Origin of the sequence: Roseburia sp. AM16-25, from assembly GCF_003473825.1 — a bacterium.
GTDB lineage: Bacteria > Bacillota > Clostridia > Lachnospirales > Lachnospiraceae > Pararoseburia > Pararoseburia lenta.
Genome location: NZ_QUCW01000004.1, coordinates 189,717 through 203,203 on the forward strand (window position 1 = coordinate 189,717; position 13,487 = coordinate 203,203).

The following is a 13,487-nucleotide window of genomic DNA, read 5'->3' on the forward strand; positions in this document are numbered from 1 at the left end:
ATCTTACTTATCCTGTGCCAAAAGCATCATGATCTTGTTGCTACGGGCAACAAATGCTGTCATGGCTTCCGGTGCAAGTGGCTTATTTGCCAGACATGCCAGATCGTACAACTGCTGTGCGAACATCTCTACATTCTCGCCATCTGCATGCTCAAACATGTATTTGACAAGGTCGTTGTCCACATTGAGTACCAGCGTCTCGTCTCCGCCAAACATAGACGGATCCATGCCGTACATATTGTACATCTTCATCATTTCCTGCATACGTCTGCTTTCCTCAGAAACTGTCAGCATAGAAGAAATGTCCTTGTTCTTGAACTTCTCTACCTTTACGGTCAGATTGTCCTTGCCGCATGCCTTCTTAAAGAGTGCAGAAAGGGCATCCTGTGCAGCCTTCAAGTCTTCCTCAGAAGCCTCCTCAACCAAGTTTTCTGTCAGATCTGCATCGATTCGCAAGAACTTGTAGTCTTGATTGCGCTGCTCTAACTGTGTGATAAAGGAATTGTCGATCGTGTGGTCCAGAACAACCGCATTCATGCCCTGCTCACGGAACAGGTTGATATACTGGCTCTGCTGCTGCATATCAGTCACATAGAAGATGGTCTTTCTCTTATCTTCCGGCTCACCTTCAGCCGCACCGGCATCTTCCTTTACTTCCTCGACATCCACGGTCTCGCCGTTTTCATCCGTTGCCTTTTCCTCGGTCTTTTCTTCCGCAACAAGGAGTTCCGGTAAGGTCGTGTACTTGCCGTCAATATCCTTAAAGAGGATATAGTCATTCATCTTGTCACAGAACTTATTGTCCTTTAAGCAGCCAAACTTGATAAATGGGCTGATGTCATCCCAATATTTCTCATAATTTTCCTTGTCGGTCTTGCACATACCAATGAGTTTGTCAGCCACCTTCTTGGTAATGTACTCAGAAATCTTGGTAACAAATCCATCATTCTGCAAAGCGGAACGGGATACGTTCAACGGCAGGTCCGGGCAGTCGATGACACCCTTTAAGAGCATCAGAAATTCCGGAATAACTTCCTTGATGTTGTCCGCGATAAATACCTGATTGTTGTATAACTTGATCGTACCCTCGATCGAATCGTACTCGGTGTTGATCTTCGGGAAGTACAAGATACCTTTCAGGTTGAATGGATAATCCATATTCAGATGGATCCAGAAAAGCGGCTCCTTGTAATCCATAAATACCTTCCGGTAAAAGGCGATATAATCTTCATCTGTACATTCGCTCGGGTTCTTTGTCCAAAGTGGGTTGGTATCGTTCAAAGGAACCGGACGCTTTACGATCTTGAGTTGGTCTTTGGCAGGCTCTACCTCGACCATCTCCTTGCTGCCATCCTCTTTTTCCTTTTCTTCCATCTTGGCATCGGTATGGATTTCCTCGATCACGGTATCGGTGTCGCGCTTGTCTGCTACATCGATGGTCTCATATTCTTCCGGTGCATCTTTCTTTGAAAGATAGATCTCCGTCGGCATGAATGAGCAATACTTTTCAATGACTTCTCTTGCACGGTATTCATTGGCAAATTCCAAGCAATCCTCGTTTAGGAACAAAGTAATCTTGGTTCCGACTTCCGTCTTGTCTCCGTCACCCATCTCAAACTCGGTACCGCCGTCACATTCCCAATGTACAGCCTTGGCGCTTTCCTTATAAGATAAGGTATCGATATGTACCTCATCCGCAACCATGAAGGCAGAATAAAATCCCAATCCGAAATGACCGATGATCTGCTCCTCACTTGCCTTGTCCTTGTACTTCTCCAAGAAGTCGGTAGCACCGGAAAAAGCGATCTGATTGATGTATTCCTCTACTTCTTCTGCCGTCATACCAAGACCGTTATCGATAAAGGTAAGGGTCTTGTCCTCCGGGCTGACGATAACCTGGATCTTTGCCTTATAGTCTTCCGGGAGTTCGTATTCTCCCATCATGTCCAGTTTCTTTAACTTAGTAATGGCATCACAGCCATTGGAGATCAATTCTCTATAAAAAATGTCATGATCTGAATACAACCATTTCTTGATTACCGGAAAAATATTTTCGCTTGTAATTGATAAACTTCCACGTTTGTTTTCCATTTCTATCATTCCTTCTTTCTATAAAATAGAACGGATGTCACCATCTCTCACGTTCTAGAAAATATAATAAGACAGCCAAATGCAAAAGTCAACAAAAAATTAGCACTCATTCAAAATGAGTGCTAATAATTTTATTTTTACCTTATAATACAAAGGTTTTTTCGCATTAGATAAACGATCAGGGCAACGATCGTACTGATGACATCTGCGACCACATATGCCCAGACAACGCCATCCAGACCCGACAGACGGTTGCAGATATAGAGTGCCGGGATCAGGAGGAGCCCCTGACGAAGGATGGATACGACCAGAGATTCCATAGGCCGGTCGATTGCCTGAAAATAGCCTGACACCAGATAGACTACGCCTATGATAGGACTGGTCAAAAGCAGGATGGTCACCATATGAACGCCTAGGTCTAAGACATCCGTCGTTAAGAACTGTGCCATAATGACTTTTCGGAAGAGAAAGCAAAAGGCACCTGCCACAATACTGATAGCAAAGACCAGAATAGATAATTTGCGCACCACTTCCTTGAGACGCGGAATATTCTGTGCCCCATAATTATAGGAGATCAGTGCCTGACAGCCCATTCCTACTGCCATGACAAGGGTAGTAGCGATCATGGTACATTTGCCAGCCGCAGCCATGGCGGCAAGGGCATCCGTGCCGTAACCGCTCAAGATCTGGTTGCTAAAGGTGGATGCAAAACCGGATAAGATACTGGCAATGGCATTTGGAAGTCCCAGGATCAAGATATGGCCGATCGCACCTACGTCCTTTCTGGCATATTTTAAGGAAAATGACATTGCCTGCGATTTTTTGCTAATGACATAACTATAGTAAAAAGTTGCCAAAGCATTTCCTGCTACAGACGCCAGCGCTGCTCCTGCAACACCCCAGTGAAATACAAGAATAAAAATGGGATCTAGAATCAGATTTACCACTGTACCAATGAGGTTTCCGCAAAAACCTTCCATGACAGCACCTTCCGCACGAAGCAAAAGCGCAACGGATGTAGAGAGCATCATAAAGGGGGATCCTAAGACGATCGGGATCATATACTTTTTGGCATAAAGGGCAACGTCACCTTTCGCCCCCAAAAAGGCAAGCAGGGGATCGACGAAGGTCAGTGCCAATACGATAAATACGACAGTAAGCACAATGGCGGTCCACATACACAGGCTGGAATACGTCTTGGCCTTATCCTTATCTCCCGCCCCAAAGGCTTTGGCAATCATGGTACAGCCTCCGTTTCCAAGCATCATGGCAATGGCTGACATAATGGAAAATACCGGAGATACCACAGAAACTGCCGCCACCTGTGCGTTGTCCCCCAATCTTGCGATAAAAAACATATCTGCGATATTGTAAAAGATCATGAGTATCATGATCACCGCGGACGGGATTGCCATAGACGCAATGGCTTTCCAGACAGACCCGCTTTTCATCATTTCTTCATTCTTCATCTTGATCCACTCCTTTTCTATCCTGATAAAATATTTTCAACTATAGGTTGTTTTTCCAACTCATAGTTGCATTTCCAACTTACAGTTGTTATTATAAGGACAAAACAAGGGTAAAACAATCAGCAGATAGACACCGTATCGTTGGTTAAGCAACGCTTTCTGTCCGATCCGTTGTTTTTCTGCAATGCAAAGGAGGATTTCTATGGATATCCGCGTACAAAAAACAAAAAAAGCCATCGCCGACGCCTTTCTTCGCATGGCTGGCAAAAAGCCGATCGAAAAGATCACGGTAACCGATATCGTAACAGAGGCACAGATCAACAAATCTACCTTTTACGCCCATTATCGCGACATCTATGATCTCATGGATGCCCTTTCCAACGATGCCATATCCAGTGTGGTATCCGCCATGCACTATCTTGCCAATATGTTTGAGGATCCCCATGCCTTTTTCTTAGACATGTACGATGCACTTTCCATCTGCCAAAATGATAACATCCAGCCCTTTAGCAGTGGCAATATGAAGTTCAGCCAGCAACTGTCCGCCGCCCTAAATGCAAAAGCCATCGAACAGGGCTTACAGCCGGACAACTACCACTATGTCGGTGCCCTGCTCACCTTTACCATCAACGGCATCATTGCCCTGCACAAGGTCAAAGAGCCCGCCATCAATGATGAAGACTTAGAAAAACTTGCCAACTTTTTTGAAAACGGCGTGCGGTCTTTATAAGATCAAAAAAGAACCTATAGACAAGTTTACACCTGTCTATAGGTTCTTCTATATCACTATAAGATGTCCGTATGTATGATAAAATTATAAGTCGATTCTGCCTGCGTATTCGCTTTCTCCTGAAGTCACTACATAATAAGCCGCTCTTTCTTCCGGCTTGATATATACCTTGATATCAGAGATAGCCTTTCTCTTGTTCTCTGCCTTGAATGCAGCCTGTGCATTGGCGATGATCTCATCTACCTTAAAATCTTCTCCGCCAAACTGTAATACTGCTGACTTGGTCATTTCCGGCTTTTTCTTGCTAGTCTTTCTGGTCGTAGCCTTTTTGGCTGTCTTCTTTACAGTCTCGCTTGCTTTCTTGGTCTCGGTAACCACAGCCTCAGCCTGCTTTTCTGCCTCTTTCTTGACTTCAGTAGCCACGTTTTCTGCCTGCTTCTTGGTCTCGGTTGCGGCTGCCTCTGTCGCCTTCTTTGCTTTCTCAGCACCAGCCTTTACAGAAGATGCTGCCTTTGTTGCTGCAACTTTTACGCTCTCTGTGGCTTTCTTTGCTTCCTCAGCCATTTTCTTCATATCAACTTTTTTTGTATCTGCCATAACAAACACTCCTTTTCCTCTGATAACTTTTATCTGTTACTAACTTTTATTATACACATTCTTTCCATAATATCCAATTTAAAAGGTTATTTTATCATCTAAAGTAGTAAAAAAAGAATCGGTCGTAATCTTGTCGTTCTTGTCGATTGTGATCTTATCCCACAGTTTCCGGTTAAAATCCGAATAATAATCCGTCTCGATCGCAGAGATCACATCTTCCATCGCCTGTTCCTGTCGCTGGCTGACAATGGCAACCTTGTTCTGTTCTGAGAGTTCTTCGTTATATTTGCTGACACATTCAAAAAAGTAGTAGCCATCCTTCCCCTGGATCATATCGGAAATATCACCATCATCCAACTGGAAGACCACATCCTCTACGGCAGTCTCATAAGTATTTCTGCCAAAGGTCACATGGATGCTGTCTGCCTGACTGTAAGAACTTGCCAGCCGGTCAAAAGAAGCCCCGTTCTTTAACTGGGTCGCAATATCCTTTGCCAGAGTCTCATCCGTCACATAGATAACATTTGCCTCCATGATACGCGCCTCATCCTCGCTGACATTCTCATCGACACCACTCATCAACTGCTTGTAGACCTTTTCCGCCAGCGCATAATGCTCATACATCTTTGTAATGTCCTTTTTGGACGCCCCGGTGTATTTGCGCTCTGTCCGATTCAAAGACTTGTAATAGGTCTCCGCCGCCTGCGTCACCTTGTCCTTTTCCTCCTCGGAAAGTTCGATCTCTTTAGTCTGGGCATACATATCCAGCGAATAGACCTTGGTCAGATGACTGATGACCGCATCCTTGATGCTTTCCTCCATGGTCTTGGTATCATAATCCTCCGACCACAGATCTGTGTCATAGATCTTTCCATACAGATTTTTATAATTTGCCAGATAGACCTTTGCCTCTTCACGCGAACACGCCATCCGACCAATCTTAAATACCGTGTGTCCCCCGCTCTTGGAGGCAAAATACACCTGCCGGTCTCCGATGGAACAGCCTGTAAAAAGCAGACCAATCCCTAAGATCAGGACCAGCAAAAGTGCCGGTATTCTCTTCTTATACTGTCTCATACAACTATCCTTCTACTACCAGATATCGTCCGTCTCCGATGGCAAAGACTTCCTCCGCCTCCAAGATCTCCTCTTCTTCCATGCCTACGATATCCATCTCATCTTCCAAGTATTCGATGACCTCGTCCTTGTTGTCACAGACCATAGCCATACAATCTTCTAAGAAGGCTTCTGCCTCCTCCGGTGTCTCGGCTACCTCCTCCGGGAATAATTTCAACTGCTGCTCAAGAAATGCCTGAATACATGCCTCATCGTATTCGTAACTGCTCATTTCAAAAGTCCTCCTACTTATTATTTCTTCCTATGTCACAGATCTGGTGGTCTGTGTCACGATCTCATTTCCTACGAAACAATGTATAGTATAAATACTTGCTCCTCACAATGCAATCATTTTTTCCAGATAAAAGGAATAGATCAAAATTTCTTTGACCGGCAGATCCATGGTACGCCCCAATGCCAGTGCATAAAGCTGCAACTGTGCCTGATAACGCTTGACGAGTTCCTCTGCCTGCTGCACACGGTCTGTCTTGTAATCCAACAGTACAATGCCGTCCTCTTCCACAAAAAATACGTCAATGATCCCCTGCACCAAGACCGTATCACTCCGGCTGTCGGATTCCTCTTCGTCAAAGAGTTCCTGCGGAAAAACGCTCATGACAAAAGGCTTTTCCACGTATAGTTCATGCCTACCAGCCGCCTGCATCATGCGCTTTGCCACCCCGGTCTCCATAAAGGTATAAAGGCGGTCCATCTGCAAAAGTTCCTTTTGCTCCGGGTCCATGCGTCCCTCATGAAGCATCCGCTCTGCCTGCTCCTCCAGACTGACTCTGCCTGTATAATTGCAAAAATCAAAGCACTCCATAAACCTGTGCATGGCAGTTCCCCGCAGGGCTCCGCGTGAGACCTCCTGGGTCTTTTTCTCTGCGATAAATGCTGGAACGATCTCTTTTGTCTCCTCCTTCAAAAAGTCCGGACGCACACTCTGGTCGTCTGCAAATGCCTTTTCCATCCGGTCATGCTTGATCTCCGATACGGAATATTTATTTTTGTACTTTCCGACGGATGCATAGGGATAAACATAAGCCATCTCGTCTTCTAACGCCTTTACCCAGGACGGTTTAGCCTGTCCGCTCAAAGCCTCCAGTGCCTCTTTTTTTGCCGCTTTATCCATCTGTCCGGCAACTTCTGCCACAACGACTTCTTCCGGCGAAATGACCTGTATCGGATATTTTTCCCGCATGGATGCTGTCGCACGCACGATCCACTCTAGATAAGACCTGGCTCCCGCCCTTTCAAAAAAGGTCAGTTTTCCGCGGTTTTCCTGCCATTTTTCCAGGGTCTCCTCTGCTTTTTTGAGTGTGCCCGTCAAGATAAGTTTCTCTTTGGCTCTGGTGAGTGCGACATAAAGGATACGCATTTCCTCGCCACAGGCATCTTCATGCAGCCTGCGTGCAACCACCTGTTTGTAAAGCGGTGTCATCTTGGTCTGTTCTTCATAATCGACCAGATCCAGTCCCACACCCAGATCACCGTGCAGGATCATAGAACCCTTTTGGTCCGTTTCATTGAACTGCTTGCCCATACCGGATACAAAAACGACCGGAAATTCCAATCCCTTACTTTTATGGATACTCAGGATCGCCACGGCATCATCATTGTCGTTTATGAGTTCCGCCTCGCCCATATCCACCTGATACTTTTGTAACTGCCCGATATAGTTTATGAAATGAAAGAGACCTTTATAACTGGTATTCTCATAAACCACTGCCTGTGCCATGAGTTTTTCCAGGTTGGCTCGCCGGCTCTCGCCACGCGGCATAGCACTTACATAGGTCAGATAGCCTGTCTTTTGCAAAAGCATCTCGATAAAAGAATGAATAGGCGTATCTGCCACTTTAGAGCGCATATCCTCCAAAAAGTTCAGAAAATCTCCCACCTTTTTCTCCTGTGGGTGCTCTTTTTCATAAGCCTGCATGGCTTCATAAAGGGTCCGTTTGGGCTCTGTCATACGGATCAGAGCGATCTGGTCACTGGAAAAAGTAAACATGGCGGAATGTAGGACTGCCGCAAAAGGGATATCCTGCCTTGGATTGTCAATGATGCGGAGCAGATTTAGGACAGTCTGTACTTCCATGGTATCAAAATAACCGGTCTTATTTTCCGCAAAAGCCGGTATGCCGTTTTCTTCCAAGACAGCGATCATGCTCTCTGCCATGCTTCCGGGACTGCGCAACAAGATAACGACATCGCGGTAGCGCATAGGACGGAGTTTCCCCGACGCTTTATCCGTGACAAACTGCGTCTTTTTCATTGCCCGGATCTTTTCTGCAATGATCTTTGCCTCAAAGGCGATGCGGTCTTCGATCCCCGCATCCTCCATAAGGTCACTGTCCTGGTCTGCGATCAGGATCTCCCCCTGAAAGTCAGTATCATAATCTTCCGACGCAAAGAAATCCTCCGATTTTAAAATCCCGGGATAGATCGCACCGGGATAAAGTGCCGCCAGATCGTCATATTCCACATTGCCGATATCCGCATGCATGAGCTGGTAAAAGACATCATTGGTCAGGGTCAGCACTTCATTTCTGCTGCGGAAATTCTGGTGCAGATCAATGGCAATGCTGCCTTCTTCCCTGCCGTGGAACCTCTCGTATTTATCCATAAAGATCTCCGGGCATGCCTGACGGAAACTATAGATGCTCTGCTTAACATCCCCCACCATAAACATATTATGCCCGCCGATCTCTTCCTTTGATACACTGCTTAGGATCTCTTCCTGAATATAGTTGCTGTCCTGATATTCGTCGATCATGATCTCCTGATAGTATGCCTGAAATTCTCTGGCAGTCGGCGTGGTCTGCTTGTTCCTTTGATCTTTTAAGATCTGCAGGGCAAAGTGTTCTATGTCATTAAAATCCATGACATTTTTGTTCCGCTTGTAGGCGGCAAAATCATCCATGAAATGTATGGTCAGACGCACCAATTCCCGAACAAAGGGCTGTATCTGCTGCATCTGTCGGACGATCTCCTCCAAAGAGAATGCGCCATAATCACTCTTTGCTTTTTCCATGCTTTTTTTGATGGCATCCCGTCCATCCTTTACTCGATTGAGGAGGACCTCATCGCCGTCATAGCCGCGCGGCTTGCGCCCGATCGCACCATATTTTAAATCCCGGAAGGCATCGTAAAAACGCATCTTTTCGTCAAATGCCAGGATGTCCTCATATAATAAGAGATCCTGCTGCAAGCCCTTTTCGTAAAAAATAGGTCCCTCCGGTTGCCTGCACAGATCGATCAGACGCTCGGTCTTAGCCTTTGCCTCCTCCACCTGTATGCGTAGTCTGTCCAGTAAAAAGGCAAACCATGCACTTTCCTGCAAATCCTGTGTCGAGGTGACCTCATAGGCATCCACCAGGGATTGCAGCCATTCCTTCGGCCACGGATAGGACTGTGCCTTATCAAAGAGGCGCAGGATCATATCTGTTACCGCCTGATCCGAATTGCCCCGGACATAGGCATTCATAAAAGAATAGAAAAAGGTATCCTGTCCTGCTTCTTCTGCCGCCTCATACTCTTTTTGCATCATGGCATCCATAACGCTTCTTCGCATGAGCAGCATTTCTCCCTCATCCCCGATACGATAGTCCGGCTCCAGATCGATCTCATGGAAATGATTGCGCACGATATAATTACAAAAACTGTCGATCGTGGTAATCTGGGCATTATGGACCAAAGTCGCCTGCCGCATCAGATGCACATTTCCGGGATCTTCTTCCAATTTGCCGTTGATTGCCAAGAGGATCCTCTCACGCATCTCCGCTGCCGCCGCCTTGGTAAAGGTCACGACTACAATACGGTCTACGTCGATCGGTTTTTCTTCATCCAGGATACGCTGAATGATACGCTCCACCAAAACTGCCGTCTTACCGGAGCCTGCTGCCGCAGAAACCAACATATTCTTTTCTCTGCTATCAATGACCTGCTGCTGGTCGTCTGTCCACTGTGGCACCTTACTTCTCTCCTTCTTTTCTTTCTTCTCTGTAACGATCCTTTTGCAGATCCTCCTCCATGCGCGCCAAAATCTCCTCCCGATCTGCTTTGTCGGAAAGCCTGCGATAGGCAAAACCATCCATTCGGGCATCAAAACCACAAATGCCATGGTATTCGCAATAGGTACATCCGTTTTCCTGTCCCATGTGGTAAGGCACACAATCGATCCTGCCGTCCACGATCTGTTTGCCGGTCTTTTGTATCAGCATACGGACATAGGATGACACCAGGGCAAATTCATCTTCGGAAAGCGCACTTGAGGTCTTAGATAAAGATCCATCCTTATTGATCCCCGCCGGAATGACATCCGACCGCCCTTCCAGTCCGTGATGCAATGCCTCGATCACATGCAGATCTGCATTGACGACACCTTTCATCTGCAATTCTTTTAAAAGCGCCTGCTCTTTTTCCTGCTCTGTACGATCTCCTGCCAGTAGCAGCGGACGGTCGATATGGTAGTAAAACATGGCGCCGGGGCTGATCTTCTTTTGCGGATAGCGTTCTTTTAATCCCTCCGCCGTCGCATCCATATAAAGGACCAACTGCACTTGTAGTCCCTGGTATAATTTTGCAAAGTCTATATCTTTGGCACCGGATTTGTAGTCTACGATCTTGACATAAACAGAAGGTCCGTCCTGATATAGATCCACACGGTCCACTTTTCCCCGCAGGCGCATGGTGTGCATCTCATCCAGTTGAAAACGCAAAGCATCCAGATCGGAAACCTGACGGAAATCCACCTCAAAAGCACTCGGCACAAAAGAACCCTTTCGCACCTGTTCGGTCAGGGCATGCACGGTCTGTTGCAGGGTCTTTTCCATACGCCGTAGGATATAACGATCCCGTCCTTCTTCCAAAACCTCTGTCTTTGCCATGTTCTGATAGGTGTAGGCAATGGATTCTGCCAAAAGAGCATCACTTTGCTCCCTGCTGATCGTGTACCAGTTGACATCCTCTCTTTTTAAAAGCCGCTTGGAATACTCCTCCAAGGCTTCATGGTAGAGATTTCCCATGTCTGCCACTTCAAAGGCATGTTCCGGGCGTGGAAGCAGCCCCAGACCATAACGCAGAAAATACGCATAAGCGCATCTGGCATACTGTTCCAACCGGCTGACGCTCTCTGTGATGGATGTGCCATACAAAGCATCCAGCGCGGCTTTTGACAGTCTTTCTTCCTTGTGCTCATAAAAGGCTGCATCCCGTAGACGGCGGAAAGTCACTTGGTCCTTTGCTTCTTCCCATGCAAGGCATGCCAGAAAGGCATCCTCTGTCCTGCCCTCCTCCACATACTGACGCAAGAGATCTACATAATAGTCCCGGGCGGTCTCCGCAGTCAGGATGCGGTTTCTTGCCGGAAGTTCTTCTAATTCTTCCACCCGGATATCCGGGAAAAGTTGTAAAAGGGTCTGGATCAGATAAGACCTGCGCACCGCCTTACTGTCGCCATCCACACGCGTATAGGTCACGACCAGTTCTCTTGACGGCTTTGTCATGACAAAATACAGATAAAAGCGCTGCATAAAGGCTTTTTGCCGGTCTGACGGTGCCACCTCTACATCCAGTGCCATCAGTTGTTCCCGATCCAGTTGGGACAAAATACCGCCATTGCCAAGTGCTTTTGGAATGGCACCATCATTTGCCCCGATCAGATACATGGTATGGATATCCGAAAGACGGGTACGCTCCATATCCCCAATAACGACACAATCCTGATCCGGCGGGATCATGCCCACCGCGATCGACTCAAAACCGGAAGACAGGATCTCCCGATACTCGCTTACCGTCATCGCTTCCTGTCCTAAAATGGCGACCAGTTTATCTAAAAGATCCATGCACTCGCCATAGATCTGTCGATATTCTTGACTCTTTACCACATGCCCTGCGGCTTCATAGTCCTCTGCCTTATTTTCCAGTTTTTCCTGCACATGATAAAAAACCAGATACTCATAAAGCCCATAGGAAAGGGCTCGTACCGATAGGCTTTTTGCCGGTGTCAGCCATGCCCCAGCCTTTTTTCCCTGGGTCCTTTCATCCTGTGCAAAGACCGTCTGCACAAAGTGCTCAATCGGGGCAAACAGGCGCAAACGAATCTCATTTAAGGCAACCATGTCTTCCGGGCTATAGCCTCTTGGCGCGATCGTAAAAGGTTCACTGTACTTCTTTCGCCCCCGTATACCGGATGCCAGCAGATAATTTTCCAGTCGGTCGATCTCATCCATGCTCAGATCGCTCAGTCCGGTACGGAGCAGGCGCATGATGCTTTCATAGGAAAAATTTTCTTCCAGCACCATAAGAAGCCCATAGATAAACTCGATCATAGGATGAAAGACGATCTCCGCCTTGACATCCAAAAAATACGGTAAATGGTAGTCTTCCATGACTGCCGGAGCACTGTAACGATAGGTATCCAGATCTGCACACACGATGGCAAAATCGCGATATCTGCGCCCCTCTTGCCGCACGGCGCGCGTGATCTCACCGGCAGCATATGCCAGTTCCTGCCTTGGATTTTTCAGACTGACGATGCGGATGGCATCTTCCGATGCTTCTTTCTGTTTCCAGGCATGCGCCGACGGGCGGAAAAGATTTGCCTCAAGATGCGCCAGTCTTCCTCCTGCCACAAAACGTCTTTCCTGCGCATTGTCAAGTAAGACCGGATTCTCCAAGAGACAGCCTGTCTGCCTGCAAAGATCTACAAGTTTTGCCATGGTCTTTTTACTCATGGCAAAAAGTTCCTCATCATGAATCCTGCCAAAGAATTCTTCTTTTGTATCACAGGTGATCGTTACCATGATCTTGTCCGCAATGCGCAGAAGCATTTCCAATACCTGATTTTGGATGGGTGTAAAGCCCGTAAAGCCATCAAAAACGATGGTCGATCCACGCAGGATCTTAGAGTCTTTCGCCACATCCAAAAATTTTTGCAGGATCTGTTCCGTCGTGATGTAGGAGCCTGCAATCTTTTCCTCAAATGCCCGGTACATGGTGACCAGATCTGCTCCCTTGTATCGGAAACTCTGGCTGAGTTCCGGTCGCTGCATGATCTCATCCAGAGCGTCCGGTGTGATATTATACTGCGCAAATTCCGATATTAAAGACTTGACCTGGGCAATATACCCAGGTCGTTTCATATTCTTTCCAAGTGCATGTAATTCTGTTTCCTGCTCCTGTGCCACTTTGCGCAAGAGCAGATTCTTTCCGGTCTCCTCTAAGACCTCTAAGGTATCCGTCCCCAGTTCATCAAAAATACGATATGCCATACGATCAAAGCTAAGCACATCAATATTCATAATGGCATGTTTGGGATGCATTGCCACCAGCTGTTCCTGCGTGTGCATGGTAAACTGTTCCGGCACGATAACCAGATAATTTTTTTGCGGATGTGCAATGGCTTCCTCAATCACACGTTGATACAGATACGTGGATTTACCGCTGCCGGCATTTCCAATCACAAACTGTAATGACATCTTGTA

8 protein-coding genes are annotated in these 13,487 nt (G+C 46.8%); 1 reads left to right on the forward strand and 7 read right to left on the reverse strand.

Annotated features, from left to right (window positions below; translation table 11 throughout):
- Positions 1–3: 3 nt before the first annotated feature.
- Both htpG and DW183_RS10975 read right to left on the reverse strand, forming a co-directional pair.
- A complete protein-coding gene (htpG, locus tag DW183_RS10970) occupies positions 4–2,091 on the reverse strand; it encodes a molecular chaperone HtpG (protein WP_118282045.1) in 2,088 nt (695 codons plus the stop codon).
- A 137-nt stretch (positions 2,092–2,228) separates the two neighbouring features.
- Positions 2,229–3,560, reverse strand: coding sequence for an MATE family efflux transporter (locus DW183_RS10975; RefSeq protein ID WP_118282046.1), 1,332 nt, complete (start codon positions 3,558–3,560; stop codon positions 2,229–2,231).
- Between the two features lie 202 nt (positions 3,561–3,762).
- On the opposite strand from DW183_RS10975, the gene DW183_RS10980 reads away from it, so the two are divergent.
- Complete coding sequence (locus DW183_RS10980; protein WP_158573074.1) at positions 3,763–4,290, forward strand: TetR/AcrR family transcriptional regulator; 528 nt, start codon at positions 3,763–3,765, stop codon at positions 4,288–4,290.
- Positions 4,291–4,374: 84 nt separating this feature from the next.
- On the opposite strand, the gene DW183_RS10985 is transcribed toward DW183_RS10980, so the two are convergent.
- The 5 genes from DW183_RS10985 to DW183_RS11005 all read right to left on the reverse strand — a co-directional run bounded on the left by DW183_RS10985 (position 4,375) and on the right by DW183_RS11005 (position 13,481).
- Positions 4,375–4,887 carry a DUF6465 family protein gene (locus DW183_RS10985; protein WP_118282048.1) on the reverse strand — a complete coding sequence of 171 codons (513 nt, stop codon included), beginning with the start codon at positions 4,885–4,887 and terminating at the stop codon, positions 4,375–4,377.
- 78 nt (positions 4,888–4,965) lie between these two features.
- Positions 4,966–5,964 carry a peptidylprolyl isomerase gene (locus DW183_RS10990; protein WP_118282049.1) on the reverse strand — a complete coding sequence of 333 codons (999 nt, stop codon included), beginning with the start codon at positions 5,962–5,964 and terminating at the stop codon, positions 4,966–4,968.
- Between the two features lie 4 nt (positions 5,965–5,968).
- The gene (locus DW183_RS10995; protein WP_118282050.1) at positions 5,969–6,235 is read right to left on the reverse strand and encodes a glyoxalase; all 267 of its coding nucleotides are present in this window, start codon (positions 6,233–6,235) and stop codon (positions 5,969–5,971) included.
- Positions 6,236–6,340: 105 nt separating this feature from the next.
- Positions 6,341–9,973: a helicase-exonuclease AddAB subunit AddA gene (gene addA / locus DW183_RS11000; protein ID WP_158573075.1), complete on the reverse strand. Its 3,633-nt coding sequence runs from the start codon at positions 9,971–9,973 to the stop codon at positions 6,341–6,343.
- Between the two features lies 1 nt (position 9,974).
- Positions 9,975–13,481 (reverse strand): PD-(D/E)XK nuclease family protein, encoded by a 3,507-nt coding sequence (locus DW183_RS11005; protein ID WP_118282052.1) that lies wholly within the window; start codon positions 13,479–13,481, stop codon positions 9,975–9,977.
- Between the last annotated feature and the right edge of the window lie 6 nt (positions 13,482–13,487).

What these genes read in the sequence shown, in the direction of transcription:
- DW183_RS10975 (WP_118282046.1), bottom strand. Translation starts at nt 3,560, where the DNA reads ATGAAGAATGAAGAAATGATGAAAAGCGGGTCTGTCTGGAAAGCCATT.
- DW183_RS10985 (WP_118282048.1), bottom strand. Translation starts at nt 4,887, where the DNA reads ATGGCAGATACAAAAAAAGTTGATATGAAGAAAATGGCTGAGGAAGCA.
- DW183_RS10980 (WP_158573074.1), top strand. Translation starts at nt 3,763, where the DNA reads ATGGATATCCGCGTACAAAAAACAAAAAAAGCCATCGCCGACGCCTTT.
- DW183_RS10990 (WP_118282049.1), bottom strand. Translation starts at nt 5,964, where the DNA reads ATGAGACAGTATAAGAAGAGAATACCGGCACTTTTGCTGGTCCTGATC.
- DW183_RS10995 (WP_118282050.1), bottom strand. Translation starts at nt 6,235, where the DNA reads ATGAGCAGTTACGAATACGATGAGGCATGTATTCAGGCATTTCTTGAG.
- DW183_RS11005 (WP_118282052.1), bottom strand. Translation starts at nt 13,481, where the DNA reads ATGTCATTACAGTTTGTGATTGGAAATGCCGGCAGCGGTAAATCCACG.
- htpG (WP_118282045.1), bottom strand. Translation starts at nt 2,091, where the DNA reads ATGGAAAACAAACGTGGAAGTTTATCAATTACAAGCGAAAATATTTTT.